The organism is Streptomyces sp. NPDC037421, from assembly GCF_055602105.1.
The window spans coordinates 19,453-33,442 of the sequence record NZ_JBVJWV010000019.1 but is presented as its reverse complement, the minus strand read 5'-3'; the positions used below and the strand labels follow the sequence as shown (position 1 = coordinate 33,442).

At 74.0% G+C, this 13,990-nt stretch carries 13 protein-coding genes and 1 pseudogene; 10 read left to right on the top strand and 4 right to left on the bottom strand.

The window, feature by feature from the left end; all coding sequences use genetic code 11:
- Positions 1–87: 87 nt before the first annotated feature.
- The 6 genes and pseudogenes from ACZ7IF_RS24910 to ACZ7IF_RS24885 all read left to right on the top strand — a co-directional run.
- Positions 88–1,155, top strand: a pseudogene (locus tag ACZ7IF_RS24910) (hypothetical protein); the annotation flags it as partial.
- 46 nt (positions 1,156–1,201) lie between these two features.
- Complete coding sequence (locus ACZ7IF_RS24905; protein ID WP_470975142.1) at positions 1,202–1,822, top strand: TetR/AcrR family transcriptional regulator; 621 nt, start codon at positions 1,202–1,204, stop codon at positions 1,820–1,822.
- 133 nt (positions 1,823–1,955) lie between these two features.
- Positions 1,956–4,274, top strand: coding sequence for a molybdopterin-dependent oxidoreductase (locus tag ACZ7IF_RS24900; RefSeq protein ID WP_470975139.1), 2,319 nt, complete (start codon positions 1,956–1,958; stop codon positions 4,272–4,274).
- Positions 4,275–4,347: 73 nt separating this feature from the next.
- Positions 4,348–5,793: a CitMHS family transporter gene (locus ACZ7IF_RS24895; protein ID WP_470975136.1), complete on the top strand. Its 1,446-nt coding sequence runs from the start codon at positions 4,348–4,350 to the stop codon at positions 5,791–5,793.
- 100 nt (positions 5,794–5,893) lie between these two features.
- The gene (locus ACZ7IF_RS24890; protein ID WP_470975133.1) at positions 5,894–7,306 is read left to right on the top strand and encodes an aldehyde dehydrogenase family protein; all 1,413 of its coding nucleotides are present in this window, start codon (positions 5,894–5,896) and stop codon (positions 7,304–7,306) included.
- Between the two features lie 126 nt (positions 7,307–7,432).
- Positions 7,433–8,512, top strand: a complete 1,080-nt coding sequence (locus tag ACZ7IF_RS24885; RefSeq protein ID WP_470975346.1) for a Zn-dependent alcohol dehydrogenase — start codon at positions 7,433–7,435, stop codon at positions 8,510–8,512.
- 47 nt (positions 8,513–8,559) lie between these two features.
- On the opposite strand, the gene ACZ7IF_RS24880 is transcribed toward ACZ7IF_RS24885, so the two are convergent.
- Positions 8,560–9,210 carry a TetR/AcrR family transcriptional regulator gene (locus ACZ7IF_RS24880; RefSeq protein ID WP_470975130.1) on the bottom strand — a complete coding sequence of 217 codons (651 nt, stop codon included), beginning with the start codon at positions 9,208–9,210 and terminating at the stop codon, positions 8,560–8,562.
- An 88-nt stretch (positions 9,211–9,298) separates the two neighbouring features.
- On the opposite strand from ACZ7IF_RS24880, the gene ACZ7IF_RS24875 reads away from it, so the two are divergent.
- The 3 genes from ACZ7IF_RS24875 to ACZ7IF_RS24865 all read left to right on the top strand — a co-directional run bounded on the left by ACZ7IF_RS24875 (position 9,299) and on the right by ACZ7IF_RS24865 (position 11,547).
- Positions 9,299–10,453, top strand: a complete 1,155-nt coding sequence (locus ACZ7IF_RS24875) for an acyl-CoA dehydrogenase family protein (protein ID WP_470975127.1) — start codon at positions 9,299–9,301, stop codon at positions 10,451–10,453.
- Between the two features lie 59 nt (positions 10,454–10,512).
- Entirely contained in the window at positions 10,513–10,800 is a 288-nt protein-coding gene (locus ACZ7IF_RS24870) for a YiaA/YiaB family inner membrane protein (RefSeq protein WP_470975124.1), read from the top strand.
- 102 nt (positions 10,801–10,902) lie between these two features.
- Complete coding sequence (locus tag ACZ7IF_RS24865; RefSeq protein WP_470975121.1) at positions 10,903–11,547, top strand: TetR/AcrR family transcriptional regulator; 645 nt, start codon at positions 10,903–10,905, stop codon at positions 11,545–11,547.
- On the opposite strand, the gene ACZ7IF_RS24860 is transcribed toward ACZ7IF_RS24865, so the two are convergent.
- The gene (locus ACZ7IF_RS24860) at positions 11,538–11,999 is read right to left on the bottom strand and encodes a MaoC family dehydratase (RefSeq protein ID WP_470975118.1); all 462 of its coding nucleotides are present in this window, start codon (positions 11,997–11,999) and stop codon (positions 11,538–11,540) included. The genes ACZ7IF_RS24865 and ACZ7IF_RS24860 overlap by 10 nt on opposite strands.
- Positions 12,000–12,119: 120 nt before the next feature.
- On the opposite strand from ACZ7IF_RS24860, the gene soxR reads away from it, so the two are divergent.
- Positions 12,120–12,569 (top strand): redox-sensitive transcriptional activator SoxR, encoded by a 450-nt coding sequence (soxR, locus tag ACZ7IF_RS24855; protein ID WP_470975115.1) that lies wholly within the window; start codon positions 12,120–12,122, stop codon positions 12,567–12,569.
- Here soxR and ACZ7IF_RS24850 read toward each other — a convergent pair.
- Both ACZ7IF_RS24850 and ACZ7IF_RS24845 read right to left on the bottom strand, forming a co-directional pair.
- Positions 12,544–13,311 (bottom strand): 3-keto-5-aminohexanoate cleavage protein, encoded by a 768-nt coding sequence (locus tag ACZ7IF_RS24850; RefSeq protein WP_470975112.1) that lies wholly within the window; start codon positions 13,309–13,311, stop codon positions 12,544–12,546. The genes soxR and ACZ7IF_RS24850 overlap by 26 nt on opposite strands.
- On the bottom strand, positions 13,308–13,904 hold the full coding sequence (locus ACZ7IF_RS24845; RefSeq protein ID WP_470975110.1) for a hypothetical protein: 597 nt from the start codon (positions 13,902–13,904) through the stop codon (positions 13,308–13,310). Before ACZ7IF_RS24845 ends, ACZ7IF_RS24850 begins: the two co-directional genes overlap by 4 nt.
- Positions 13,905–13,990: the final 86 nt, after the last annotated feature.

Genomic DNA, 13,990 nt, shown 5'->3' with positions numbered 1-13,990 from the left:
TCTCTCTCCCGCGGACCCCCCTCCTCCCTCCCCCCCCCCCCCCCCCCCCCCCGTCCCCCCCCCCCCCCCCCCCCCCCCACCGCCCTGCGCGGACTGGGTCTGGCCGCAGCCCTCGCCGTGCTCCTCCACCTCCTCCTCGGTCCCGACGACCCCGACCGCAACCCCGCTCCCGGCGCCGTCTACGTCCTGCTGTGGGTCGGGATCGTGCCCGCCTCCCTTCTCCTCGGCCCCGTCTGGCGCCTCCTCAACCCGCTGCGCACCCTGCACCGCCTGCTCGCCCGTGCCCGGCGCCGCCCGCCCGGGGCCGGCCGCCCCCTGCCGCCGCGGATCGGCCAATGGCCGGCCGCAGCCGGGCTGTTCGGCTTCACCTGGCTCGAACTCGTCGCTCCCGATCCCGCATCGACCACCACCCTCCTGTGTGCCCTCACCGCCTACACCGCCGCCCACCTGCTGCTCGCCGCCCGCTTCGGCGAGAGCTGGTTCGCCGGAGGCGACGCCTTCGAGGTCTACTCCGACCTCCTGGCCAGGCTCTCGCCCCTCGGCCGCCGCAGCGACGGCCGCCTGGTCCTGCGCAACCCCTTCCACGGACTCGACGCGACGCCCGAGCGGCCCGGACTCGTCGCCACCGTCTGCGTCCTCCTCGGCTCCACCGCCTACGACGGCTACTCCGACAACCCCGCCTGGATCAACACCCTTCAGACCTCCCCTCTCGGCCGCACCCCCACGGCCACGCTCGGACTGCTCGCCTCCGTCACCCTCGTCGCCACGCTGTACTGCCTGTGCGCCGCGGCTACCCGCCTCGTCAGCGGCCCGCACCCCCGACCGCTGACCGCCTTCGCGCACTCACTCGTGCCGATCGCCCTCGGCTATCTCACCGCCCATTACTTCTCCCTCCTTGTCACCGAAGGACCACGTACGGTAAGCATGGCACTCGGCACTGACAATGCCCCCGAGCCCAGTCCCCCCTTGGGTCCGGGCGGTCTCGCCGCCCTCCAGGTGATCGCCGTCGTGGCAGGCCACGTACTCGGTGTGATCGCCGCCCACGACCGCTCCGTACGCCTCTTCCCGCCGGCGAAGGCGGTGGCGGGCCAACTGCCGCTGCTCGCGCTGATGATCACTTACACGATCGGCGGGCTGACCCTCCTCCTGAACTGAGGACCGAGGACCCGCACCGCTGGACCCACGAGCCAGGAGCGGCATGATGGACCCCGTGCCTCCCGCCCACCCCCTGCGCAGGACCCCGGTCCAGCAGCGCAGCGCCGACCGCCTCGCCCGGATCCTCGACGCCTGCGCCGAACTCCTCGACGAGACCGGCTACGAGAACCTCAGCACCCGCGCCGTCGCCCTGCGCGCCGGCGTGCCCATCGGCTCGGTCTACCGCTTCTTCGGGAACAAGCGGGCCATGGCCGTCGCCCTGGCCCAGCGCAACCTGGAGCAGTACGCCGAGGGCATCGAGCGGCGGCTCGCCGTCCTGCCGGCCACGCACTGGCGGCCCGTCGTGGACGCCGTGCTGGACGAGTACCTGGCCATGAAGCGCAGCGTCCCCGGCTTCGCCCTCGTGGACTTCGGGGTGCCCGCCCCGCCCGCCGAAGGGCCTGCCTCCGACCCCAACCACCTGGTCGCCGCACGCCTGACCGGGCTCCTGTGCGCCCACCTCGGACTGACCCCGGGCCCCGAACTGTCCCGGGCGGTCCTGGTGGCCGTCGAGGCGACCGACGCGCTGGTCCAGCTGGCCTTCCGGGCCGACCCGGCGGGCGACCCCGGCATCGTCGCCGAGACCCGGGCGATGATGCACGCCTACCTGGCCCGCGTCCTGGACTGACCACGCCGGGCCCGGCGCCCGGCGGCGCCGGGACGAACGGGCCGCCGCAGCCCCCTCCCCGCCGTGCCTACCGGTCGGTATGCTCGGGGCCCCGCCGTGCCCGCGCCGCGGCCTGCCGCCCCCAGGAGGGCCCATGCCCCGCACCGCCCCGCGAATCTGCCCCCTCTGCGAAGCCACCTGCGGCCTCACCCTCACCATCGAGGGCACCACCGTCACCGGAGCCCGGGGCGACCGCGACGACGTCTTCAGCCGCGGTTTCATCTGCCCCAAGGGGGCCGCCTTCGGCGCCCTCGACGCCGACCCCGACCGGCTGCGCACCCCCCTCGTCCGCCGCGACGGACAACTGCGGGAGGCCACCTGGGAAGAGGCCTACGACGCCATCGCCGCCGCCGTCCCCGCCCTCGTCCGGGAACACGGCGCCCAGTCCGTCGGCATCGTCCTCGGCAACCCCAACGTCCACACCATGGCGGGCGCCCTCTACCCGCCGCTCCTCGTCAACACCCTCGGCACCCGCAACCTCTTCACCGCCAGCACCCTCGACCAGATGCCCAAACACGTCTCCAGCGGGCTCCTGTTCGGCGACCCCTTCGCCATCCCCGTGCCCGACCTCGACCGCACCGACTTCCTCCTGCTGATCGGCGCCAACCCGGTCGAGTCCAACGGCTCCCTGTGCACGGCCCCCGATTTCCCCGGCAAGCTCAAGGCGCTCAGGGCCCGGGGCGGCACACTCGTCGTCGTCGACCCTCGCCGCACGCGCACCGCCAAGCTCACCGACACCCACCTCGCGCCGCGCCCCGGCAGCGACGCCCTGTTGCTGGCCGCGCTCGCCCACACCCTGCTCACCGAGAAGCTCGCCGCCCCCGCAGCGCTCACGGAACACATCGAAGGGATCCGGGAACTCGCCGACGCCCTCGGGAGTTTCACTCCTGAGGCGGTCGCCCCCGCCTGCGACCTGCCGGCGGACCGGATCCGCGCCCTCGCCCGGGAGCTGGCGGCCGCGCCGACCGCCGCCGTCTACGGACGGATCGGCAGCTGCACCGTCGAGCACGGGACGCTCGCCAGCTGGCTGGTGGACGTACTGAACATCCTCACCGGCAACCTCGACCGCCCGGGCGGAGCCCTCTTCCCGCTCCCGGCGGCCGGTCCGCGGCCCCGGCCCGCCGGGCCCGGCAGGGGGTTCGCCCTCGGCCGCTGGCGCAGCCGGGTCAGCGGGCACCCCGAGATCAAGAGCGAACTGCCCACCGCCGCCCTGGCCGAGGAGATCGAGACCCCGGGAGAGGGGCGCATCCGCGCCCTGATCGCCATCGCGGCCAACCCCGTGCTGTCCGCCCCCGACGGCCGGCGGCTCGACGCGGCACTCGCCGGCCTCGACTTCATGGTCAGCGTCGACCCGTACCTCAACGAGACCTCGCGCCACGCCCACGTCGTCCTGCCCCCGCCGCCGCCCTCGCAGAGCGCGCACCACGACTTCGCCTTCAACGGGTTCGCCGTCCGCAACCAGGTCCGCTACACCCGGCCCGCCGTCCCCCTCGAAGCGGACCGGCTCGACGAGTGCGAGATCCACGCGCGACTCGTCCTGGCCGTCTCCGGCACGCACGGCTCCGCCGAGCCGTCCGCCGTCGACGACATGGCGATCCAGGGCGCCCTCGCCAAGGAGACCGCCGACCGCCGCTCCCCGCTCTACGGAGCGGACCCGGCCGGCCTGGCCGGGCTCCTCACGGGCGAGTCCGGACCGGAGCGCAGGCTCGACCTGATGCTCCGGCTGGGCCCGTACGGAGACCTGTTCGGCGCCGCCGGCCGCCAGGACGGTGCCGGCGCCGAGGCGGGGGACGCAGACGCAGACGCAGGCGACGGTACGCGGACCGGCGCGGCCGCGCCCGGGGGGACGGCCGGGCTCAGCCTGGAGCGGCTCCTCGCCCACCCGCACGGAATCGACCTGGGCCCGCTGCGGCCCCGGCTCCCGGGCCTGCTCCGGACCCGCAGCGGCAGGATCGAGCTGCTCCCCGAGCCGATCGCGGCCGAGCTCCCCGGGCTGCGCGCGGCGCTCGCCGCCCGCCCCGCCGCCCTGGTGCTCGTGGGCCGCCGCCATCTGCGCTCCAACAACAGCTGGTTGCACAACGTCCCGGCCCTCACCGGAGGTTCCAACCGGTGCACCCTCCAGGTCCATCCCGTCGACGCGGACCGGCTCGGCCTCGCCGACGGCGGCCGGGCCCGTATCACCGCTGACGGGGGCAGCCTGGAGGCACCGGTGGAAGTCACCGACTCCGTCCGCACGGGCGTGGTCAGCCTCCCGCACGGCTGGGGGCACGACCGGGCGGGCACCCGGCTCGCGGTGGCCGGAGCCGACCCGGGGGTCAACGTGAACCAGCTGCTCGACGGCACCCGCCTCGACCCGCTGTCGGGCACGGCGGTGCTCAACGGCTTCCCCGTCACTCTGACACCCCTGCCCTGAGCTGGGGTTTTGCTCGTATTGCTCACGCGTGGACGTCTTGTTGGCGCAAGGAGGCGGCACCTACCTTCCCTGCATGCTGACCTTCCTCGGCTTCGCCATGATCGCGACCTTCCTGGTCCTGATCATGCTGAAGAAAATGTCGCCCATCGCGGCGCTCGTCCTCATCCCCGCGCTCTTCTGCGTGTTCGCCGGAAAGGGCGCGCACCTGGGGGACTACGTCATCGACGGCGTCGGCAAGCTCGCCCCGACCGCCGCCATGCTGATGTTCGCCATCGTCTACTTCGGCGTGATGATCGACGTCGGCCTCTTCGACCCGGTCGTCCGGGGCATCCTGCGCTTCTGCAAGGCGGACCCCATGCGGGTGGTGGTCGGCACGGCCGTCCTCGCCGCGATCGTCTCGCTCGACGGGGACGGATCGACCACCTTCATGATCACGGTTTCGGCCATGTACCCGCTGTACAAGCGGCTCGGGCTGAGCCTGGTGGTCATGACCGGTGTCGCCGCGACCGCCAACGGCGTGATGAACACGCTGCCCTGGGGCGGCCCCACCGCCCGCGCGGCCACGGCCCTCAAGCTCGACGCGGCGGACATCTTCGTCCCGATGATCCCCGCCCTCGCGGTCGGCCTGCTGTTCGTCTTCGTCCTGGCCTACGTCCTCGGCGTCAGGGAGCGCCGCCGGGTCGGCTCGCTCGTGATGCCGGGCGCCGGGATCGCGGAGGAGTCCCTGGTGGCGGCCGGTTCCGGTGCCGGGGAGGCCGTCGCGGACACCGGTACCACCGGCTCCGCTTCCGCCCCGGGTGCGGGAGCCGCCACCGCCGCCGCTGCCACCGCCACCACCGCCGCCGGAGCCGCCGCCGCGCCGGCCGACGGCGACGGCTTCCAGGGGCTGGACCCCCAGCGCCCGACACTGCGTCCGCACCTCTACTGGTTCAACGCGGGCCTCACCGCCGCCCTGCTCACCGCGATGATCATGGAGCTGCTGCCCATCCCGGTGCTGTTCCTGCTCGGCGCGGCCCTCGCCCTCACCGTGAACTTCCCCCACATGCCCGACCAGAAGGCCCGGATCGCCGCCCACGCGGACAACGTCCTCAACGTCGCCGGCATGGTCTTCGCCGCCGCCGTCTTCACCGGCGTCCTCACCGGTACCGGCATGGTCAAGCACATGGCCGACTGGCTCGTCGGTGCCATCCCCGAGGGGATGGGCCCGCACATGGCCCTGGTCACCGGCCTGCTGAGCCTGCCCCTCACCTACTTCATGTCGAACGACGGCTTCTACTTCGGAGTCCTGCCGGTACTGGCCGAGGCGGGCGCCGCGCACGGGGTCTCCCCGCTGGAGATCGCCCGTGCCTCCCTGGTCGGGCAGGCCCTGCACATGTCCAGCCCGCTGGTTCCGGCCGTCTACGTCCTCGTCGGCATGGCCAGGGTCGAGTTCGGCGACCACACCCGGTTCACCGTGAAATGGGCGGCCCTCACTTCCCTCGTGGTCCTGGCCGCAGGGATGGTTTTCGGCATCATCTGACCGTCGGGGCCCCTGGCGGACCGAAAACTACCGGCGCTAGTTTGTAGGGTGTGTCGGCGAGGTCAGGTCCACGCACTCGTACGTGCTCGGGAGGAATGCCATGAAGGCCCACGACGGGATGTACATCGGCGGGGAATGGCGGCCCGCCGCCGGAACCGGCCGGATCGAGGTGGTCAACCCGGCCGACGAGCAGGTCATCGGCACCGTTGCGGCCGGGACGGCCGAGGACGTGGACGCGGCGGTACGCGCGGCCCGCGCGGCCTTCCCCGGCTGGGCGGCCACGGCTCCGGCGGAGCGGGCCGCGCTGATCGGCGCCCTGCGCGACGTGCTCGTGGCCCGCAAGGGAGAGTTCGCCGAGACCATCACCGCCGAGCTCGGCTCCCCGCTCGGCTTCGCGGAGCTCGTACACGTCGGCGCCCCGGTCGCGGTGGCCTCCTCGTACGCCGAACTCGCCGCCTCCTACGCCTTCGAGGAGCGGGTCGGGAACTCCACCGTCTTCATGGAACCGGTCGGCGTGGTCGGGGCCATCACCCCCTGGAACTATCCCCTGCACCAGGTCGTTGCAAAGGTGGCACCCGCTCTCGCCGCCGGCTGCACCGTCGTCCTCAAGCCGGCCGAGGACACCCCGCTGACCGCACAGCTCTTCGCCGAAGCCGTGCACGAGGCGGGCGTCCCGGCCGGAGTCTTCAACCTGGTGACCGGTACCGGCCCGGTCGCCGGCCAGGCGCTGGCCGAGCACGAGGGAGTCGACCTCGTCTCCTTCACCGGCTCCACCGCCGTCGGCAAGAAGATCGGCGCCATCGCCGGCGCCGCCGTCAAGCGCGTCGCCCTCGAACTGGGCGGCAAGTCGGCGAACGTCATCCTGCCCGGGGCCGATCTGGCCAAGGCCGTCGCGGCGGGCGTCGGACACGTCATGAACAACACCGGCCAGAGCTGCAACGCGCTCACCCGCATGCTCGTCCACCGGGACCAGCACGAGGAGGCCGTCGCCCTCGCGGCCGCCGCCGTGGCCACGTACCCCTCGGGCGACCCCCGCGACCGGGCCACCCGCCTCGGCCCGGTCGTCAACGCCACCCAGCGCGACCGCGTGCGGTCCTACATCCACAAGGGCGTCGCGGAAGGCGCGCGCCTCGTCGCGGGCGGCCTCGACGCGCCCCACGAGCGCGGGTACTTCATCGCGCCGACCGTCTTCGCGGACGTCACCCCCGACATGACCATCGCCCAGGAGGAGATCTTCGGCCCGGTGCTGGCGATCCTCCCCTACGAGGACCACGACGACGCCCTGCGCATCGCCAACGGCACCGTCTACGGCCTGGGCGGGGCGGTGTGGGCGGCGGACGAGGAGACGGCTGTGGCGTTCGCCCGCCGGATGGACACCGGCCAGGTGGACATCAACGGCGGCCGCTTCAACGTGCTCGCGCCCTTCGGCGGCTACAAGCAGTCGGGCGTCGGCCGCGAGCTGGGCGCGCACGGCCTGGGGGAGTACCTCCAGACCAAGTCCCTGCAGTTCTGACCCCCCGGCCGAAGACCCGCCGAAGACCCGCCGAAGACCCGGCAGAGCCCGAAGACCCGGCAGCCCCCGAAGCCCGGCAGTCCCGAAGCCCCGCAGTCCCGAAGACATGACATGGAGACGACGACCATGGTCCGCGCCGCCATCCTGCCCGCCGTCGGAGCCCCGCTGGAGATACGGGACATCGTCCTGCCCGACCCCGGACCCGGGCAGGTCCGGGTGCGGCTCGCCGCGGCCGGGGTCTGCCACTCCGACCTGTCCCTCACCGACGGCACCATGCGGGTGCCCGTCCCCGCCGTCCTCGGCCACGAGGGCGCGGGGACGGTCCTCGCCGTCGGCGAGGGCGTCACCCACGTCTCCCCGGGCGACGGGGTGGTGCTCAACTGGGCGCCGTCCTGCGGAGAGTGCCACCACTGCCGGATCGGCGAGGTCTGGCTCTGCGCCAAGGCCCTGGCCGGGGTCGGCGCGGTCCACGCCCACGACGCCGAGGGCAACGAGCTGCACCCCGGGCTCAACGTCGCCGCCTTCGCCGAGGAGACCGTCGTCGCGGCGAACTGCGTGCTGCCCGCGCCCGCCGGGATCCCGCTCCCCGAGGCCGCCCTCCTCGGCTGCGCCGTCCTGACCGGCTACGGCGCCGTGCACCACAGCGCCCAGGTCCGCCCGGGCGAGTCGGTCGCGGTGTTCGGCGTCGGCGGGGTCGGCCTCGCGGCCCTCCAGGCCGCCCGGATCGCCGGGGCCGGGCCGATCGTGGCCGTCGACGTCTCCCCGGCCAAGGAGGAGCTGGCCCGGGCCGCCGGGGCCACCGGCTTCGTGCTCGCCTCCGACACCACCGCCAAGCAGATCCGCGGCCTCACCGGCGGGCAGGGCGCCGACGTGGCCGTGGAGTGCGTGGGCCGCGCCGAGACCATCCGCACGGCCTGGGAGTCCACCCGCCGGGGCGGCCGCACCACGGTCGTCGGCATCGGCGGCAAGGACCAGCAGGTGGCCTTCCACGCGCTGGAGATCTTCCACTTCGCCCGCACCCTCAGCGGCTGCGTGTACGGCAACAGCGACCCGGCCCGCGACCTCCCGGTGATCGCCGAACACGTCCGGGCCGGCCGCCTCGACCTGGGCTCCATGGTCACCGACCGCATCACCCTGGACGGCATCCCGGCCGCCTTCGACGCGATGGTCGCGGGCAAGGGCGGCCGCTCGCTGGTCGTGTTCTAGCCGGGCGGGCGGGCGGCCGGGCGGGCGGGCGGGCACGCGGGCAGGACCTACGCCCCCGGCGCGCCCGCCCGCAGGGCCTCGTACTGGAGGGTCAGGCCGTCCAGGAGGGCCGTCAGACCCGTGTCGAAGGCGCCCTCGTCCACCTCCCGCCGGCGTTCCGCCAGCAGATGGGCCTGGCCCAGGTGCGGGTAGTCCGCCGGGTCGTACGCCGTCTCGTCGTCCACGAAACCCCCGGCGAACGAGGCCACCGCCGAGCCCAGGATGAAGTACCGCATCAGGGCGCCGATCCGGGTCGCCTGGGCCGGGGGCCACCCCGCCGCAGTCATGGCGCCGAACACCGCGTCCGCCAGCCGCAGCCCCGCCGGGCGCCGGCCCGGCCCGCGGGCCAGCACCGGCACGATGTTCGGGTGGTCCGACAGCGCCTCCCGGTACGAGTGCGCCCAGTCGTACAGGGCGCCCCGCCAGTCCTTGCCGCCGTCGAACATCGACAGGTCGACCTTCGCGCTCACCGCGTCCGCGACCGCCTCCAGGATCGCGTCCTTGGTCCGGAAGTGGTTGTAGAGCGAGGGCCCGCTGACCCCGAGGGCGGCGGCCAGGCGCCGCGTCGAGACCGCCTCCAGCCCCTCCTCGTCCACCAGCGTGCCCGCCGCCTCGACGATGCTGTCTCTGCTGAGGAGGGGCTTGCGCGGTCTGGCCATGCGCCACATAGTAGGCCCTGCCCCGCCATAAACTACCGCCGCTAGTTTAAGAGCCCGAGAGCGGCCGGACCACGCCCCGGAGGGCCCCGTGAACCTTGAGCTGAGCGAGGAGCAGGAGGCCGTGCGCCGCCTCGCCCGCGCGTTCACCGACCGCGAGATCGCCCCGTACGCCGCCGAGTGGGACCGCGCCGAGAGCGTGGACCGCTCGATCGTGAAGAAACTCGGCGGCCTCGGCTTCCTCGGCCTCACCGTCCCCGAGGAGTACGGCGGCTCCGGCGGCGACCACCTCTCCTACGCACTCGTCACCGAGGAGCTCGGCCGCGGGGACTCCGCCGTGCGCGGCATCGTCTCCGTCTCCCTCGGCCTCGTCGCCAAGACCGTCGCCGCCTGGGGCACCGAGGAGCAGAAGCGGGCCTGGCTGCCCCGGCTGTGCTCCGGCGAGGCGCTCGGCTGCTTCGGCCTGACCGAGCCCGGCACCGGTTCCGACGCGGCCGCCCTCACCACCCGCGCCGTGCGCGAGGGGGACGCGTACGTCATCAGCGGCAGCAAGATGTTCATCACCAACGGCACCTGGGCCGACGTGGTCCTCCTCTTCGCCCGTACCGACCCCGCGACCCCCGGCCACCGGGGGATCTCCGCCTTCCTCGTCCCCGCCGACAGCCCCGGCCTGACCCGCCGCGAGGTCCGCGGCAAGCTCGGCCTGCGCGGCCAGGCCACCGCCGAACTCACCCTCGACGGCGTCCGCGTCCCCGCCTCCGCGATGCTCGGCCCCGAGGGCAAGGGCTTCTCCGTGGCGATGTCGGCCCTGGCCAAAGGGCGGATGTCGGTGGCCGCCGGCTGCGTCGGCATCGCCCAGGCCGCGCTGGACGCTGCGGTCTCGTACGCGGCCCGGCGCGAGCAGTTCGGCAAGCCGATCGCCCACCACCAGCTCGTGCAGGAGCTGATCGCCGACATCTCGGTCGACGTCGACGCGGCCCGGCTGCTGACCTGGCGGGTCGCGGACCTGATCGACCGCGGGCAGCCCTTCGCCACCGAGTCCTCCACCGCCAAGCTCTTCGCCTCCGAAGCCGCGGTGCGCGCCGCGGGCAACGCCCTCCAGGTGCACGGCGGCTACGGCTACGTCGACGAGTACCCGGCCGGGAAGCTGCTGCGCGACGCCCGCGTCATGACCCTCTACGAAGGCACCAGCCAGATCCAGAAGCTGCTCATCGGCCGCGCCCGCACCGGGGTCTCCGCCTTCTGAGTATCCGTCTGAGTACCCGCGCGGATGTGGTCCGCGTCACGGCGTCCGATGCTGGGGCCATGAACGAGACACCGGTCAAGCAGCAGAACACGGGGGCGTACTACGGCCAGGCCGTCGCCTCCTTCGGCATCGCCCTGGCCGCCGTGGCCGTGGGGATCTACAGCATGGACGTCGACGGCTGGGTCCGGGCCTTCCTCGGGATCGCCGTCCTCTACCTGACCACCTCCGCCTTCACCCTGGCCAAGGTGGTCCGCGACCGGCAGGAGGCGACGCAGATCGTCAGCCGGGTCGATCAGGCGCGGATGGAGAAGATCATGGCGGAGTTCGACCCCTTCTCGCCGAAATAGTCCCCGCGGCGGCCCGGCCTGATGCGAAGGACACGCCCTAAGCGCTTGCTCACCCTCCGGTAAGCTGGTGTCTTCCTGCAGGACGAAGAGGGTGGGCGAGCGATGGACAGCGCGGCGGAGACGACCGGCGGCTACCAGCCGTGGTCGGAGGTCACCCCCGACGCCGCGCGGCGGCTGCTCGTGGCCGCCGTCGACGCCTTCGCCGAGCGCGGATACCACGCGACGACCACCCGCGACATCGCCGGCCGCGCCGGCATGAGTCCGGCCGCGCTGTACATCCACTACAAGACCAAGGAAGAACTGCTCCACCGGATCAGCCGGATAGGCCACGACAAGGCGCTGGAGATCCTGGAGACCGCCGCCTCCGGTCCGGGGGCGGCCGCCGACCGGCTGGACGCGGCCGTGCGGTCCTTCGTGCGCTGGCACGCCGCGCACCACACCACCGCCCGCGTCGTCCAGTACGAGCTCGACGCGCTCGCCCCGGAGCACCGCTCCGAGATCGTCGCCCTGCGGCGGATGAGCGACGCCGCCGTGCGCCGGATCCTCGCCGAGGGCGTGCGGGCCGGGGAGTTCGACGTCCCCGACGTCCCGGGCACCACCCTCGCCGTGCTGTCGCTGTGCATCGACGTGGCCCGCTGGTTCAGCACCGCCGGTCAGCGCACGCCCGACGAGGTCGGCGCGCTGTACGCCGACCTCGTGCTCCGGATGGTGGGCGCGCGCCCGGCCGCCGGGGCGGCTCAGAAGTAGTAGCGGGACACCGACTCCGCGACGCACACCGGCTTCTCGCCGCCCTCGCGCTCCACGGTCACCGTCGCCGCGACCTGCACGCCGCCGCCCGCCTCGGTGACCGAGGTGATCACGGCGGTGGCGCGCAGCCGTGAGCCGACCGGCACAGGGGCGGGGAAACGCACCTTGTCCGTGCCGTAGTTGATGCCCATCCGCATGCCCTCGACCCGCATGATCTGCGGTACCAGGCTCGGCAGCAGCGACAGCGTCAGATAGCCGTGCGCGATGGTGGAGCCGAAGGGTCCGGTGGCGGCGCGCTCCGGGTCCACGTGGATCCACTGGTGGTCGCCCGTCGCGTCCGCGAAGAGGTCGATCCGCTTCTGGTCCACCTCCAGCCACCCGCTCGGGCCGAGCGGCTCGCCGACGCCGGCGCGCAGCTCCTCGGCGGATGTGAAGATCCTCGGTTCGGCCATGCCCTGCCCCTGTCTTCCGCTGTCCACTGCCGTCTCCGGCCCCTCAGTCGAATAAGCGCTTGCTCAGCATGCTGGGGTCCTGGTGCGTCTGTCAACGGACGTCCGACTAGGCTCGGTCGCGTGCCGCAGATTCCCGAGAAAGTCCACGAACTCACCGTCGGCCAGCTGTCCGCGCGCAGCGGAGCGGCCGTCTCCGCCCTGCACTTCTATGAGACCAAGGGGCTGATCAGCAGCCGCCGCACCTCCGGCAACCAGCGCCGCTACAGCCGTGAGGCGCTGCGCCGGGTCGCCTTCGTGCGCGCCGCCCAGCGCGTGGGCATCCCGCTCGCCAGCATCCGCGAGGCGCTGGCCCAGCTGCCGGAGGAGCGCACCCCCACGCGCGAGGACTGGGCGCGGCTGTCCGAGAACTGGCGCGCCGTACTGGACCAGCGGATCCGGCAACTGAGCAGCCTGCGCGACCACTTGTCCGACTGCATCGGCTGCGGCTGCCTCTCGCTGAAGACCTGTGCGCTGTCCAATCCGGACGACGCCTTCGGTGAGCGCATCACCGGCTCCAGGCTGTCCCAGTAGCCGTCCCGGCAGCCGCCCCGCCCCGCAAGCCGAGGGCGGCCGCCACCAGTTCGGCGTTCGAGCGCGCCGCCCGCCCGTCCGGAAGGTGCAGCACCTGCGCCACGCCGATCCGCGCGCCCGCACCGCACCGCGCGGCCAGCCGCAGCACCGGCCAGGCGGCGGACTCCCGCCCGTACAGCACCACCGGCACCGGCGGCAGCCACCGCAGCCCCGCCACCAGCGCCGGATCGGCCTCCGCCAGCTCGGCCACCAGCCGGACCCGGGCCGGCTCCGGCGCTGCCCACTCCAGGAACCGGGCCAGCGGCTCCGGCCCGGCCCCGCCACCCAGCGGGACCACCGCGTCCACCGCCATCCCGCGCTCCAGCAGGGCCCGCGCCAGCTCCCGCGCCCCCGGCTCCGCGAACGGCACCGCCGCCCGGTCCGGCAGCACCGTCCAGGACCGCACCCGCTCCAGCCGCCCCGCCGGATCCGGCTCGGCCGCGACACCCGCCGGAACCGTCAGAGGTACGCGGACCCCCGCGCCGCGCAACTCCTCCAGCAAGGGCCCCACCACCCGGGGCGAGAGGCTCTCCCGCCCGCACGGGGTCCGCGGGTGCACCAGCACCTCACCGGCCCCGGCGGCCACCGCCTCCAGCGCCGACCGGGCCAGATCCCCCGGGGACACCGGCACCGCCGCCCCGTCGGCCGCGTCCCGCGAGCCGTTCAGCGCGACCTGGAGCAACCCCGCACCCGCCCCGCTCACGCCGCGCCCGCCGCCTGGTGCCCCACCGCCGCCTCCGCCAGCGCCGGCCTGGGCACCACGATCCCGCAGCCCCCGCACACCGGCCCGTCCCACGCCCACGCCCCGGCCCACGCCGACGGCCCCGACAGCACCGCCGGCCAGCGCAGCTCCTCCTCGCCGCAGACCGGGCACGCCGTCCCCGGTTCCGACTCCAGGGCCGCGACCAGCCGCCGCAGGACCTCGCCCAGCGCCCCCTCCGGCCGCACACCCGGGTCGGCACACCGCACCACGGCGTCCCCGCTGCCGCTCCAGGCCCACTCCGGCCGCCGCACCCCGTCGTGCTTCTCGCGTCTGCGCCGCTCCGCGAACTGCCGCTCGTACTCCAGCCAGACCGCCCGCGCGTCCTCCAGCTCCTCCAGCGCCGCGACCAGCCGCAGCGGGTCCGCGCCGCGGTCCTCGGGCGCGATCCCGTGCCGGTCGCACAGGTGCCACCACGTCGCCCGGTGCCCGTAGGGCGCGAAGCGCTCCAGGCAGCGGCGCAGCGAATGGCGCCGCAGGGCCCGGTCGTTGCGCGCGTCGCGCACCTGGTAGGCCAGACTCCGAAAACCTGCCACCGTACCTTCACCTCCGCCGTGCCATGCCCACACCAGTGACCGCGTCACTCCGTCGAACGAAGCAACCCCCCGCGACGTGCCCAACA

Bases quoted from the DNA above. Each gene is read 5' to 3' on its own strand.
- ACZ7IF_RS24905 (WP_470975142.1), top strand. From the start codon at position 1,202: ATGGACCCCGTGCCTCCCGCCCACCCCCTGCGCAGGACCCCGGTCCAG.
- ACZ7IF_RS24900 (WP_470975139.1), top strand. From the start codon at position 1,956: ATGCCCCGCACCGCCCCGCGAATCTGCCCCCTCTGCGAAGCCACCTGC.
- ACZ7IF_RS24895 (WP_470975136.1), top strand. From the start codon at position 4,348: ATGCTGACCTTCCTCGGCTTCGCCATGATCGCGACCTTCCTGGTCCTG.
- ACZ7IF_RS24890 (WP_470975133.1), top strand. From the start codon at position 5,894: ATGAAGGCCCACGACGGGATGTACATCGGCGGGGAATGGCGGCCCGCC.
- ACZ7IF_RS24885 (WP_470975346.1), top strand. From the start codon at position 7,433: ATGGTCCGCGCCGCCATCCTGCCCGCCGTCGGAGCCCCGCTGGAGATA.
- ACZ7IF_RS24880 (WP_470975130.1), bottom strand. From the start codon at position 9,210: ATGGCCAGACCGCGCAAGCCCCTCCTCAGCAGAGACAGCATCGTCGAG.
- ACZ7IF_RS24870 (WP_470975124.1), top strand. From the start codon at position 10,513: ATGAACGAGACACCGGTCAAGCAGCAGAACACGGGGGCGTACTACGGC.
- ACZ7IF_RS24865 (WP_470975121.1), top strand. From the start codon at position 10,903: ATGGACAGCGCGGCGGAGACGACCGGCGGCTACCAGCCGTGGTCGGAG.
- ACZ7IF_RS24860 (WP_470975118.1), bottom strand. From the start codon at position 11,999: ATGGCCGAACCGAGGATCTTCACATCCGCCGAGGAGCTGCGCGCCGGC.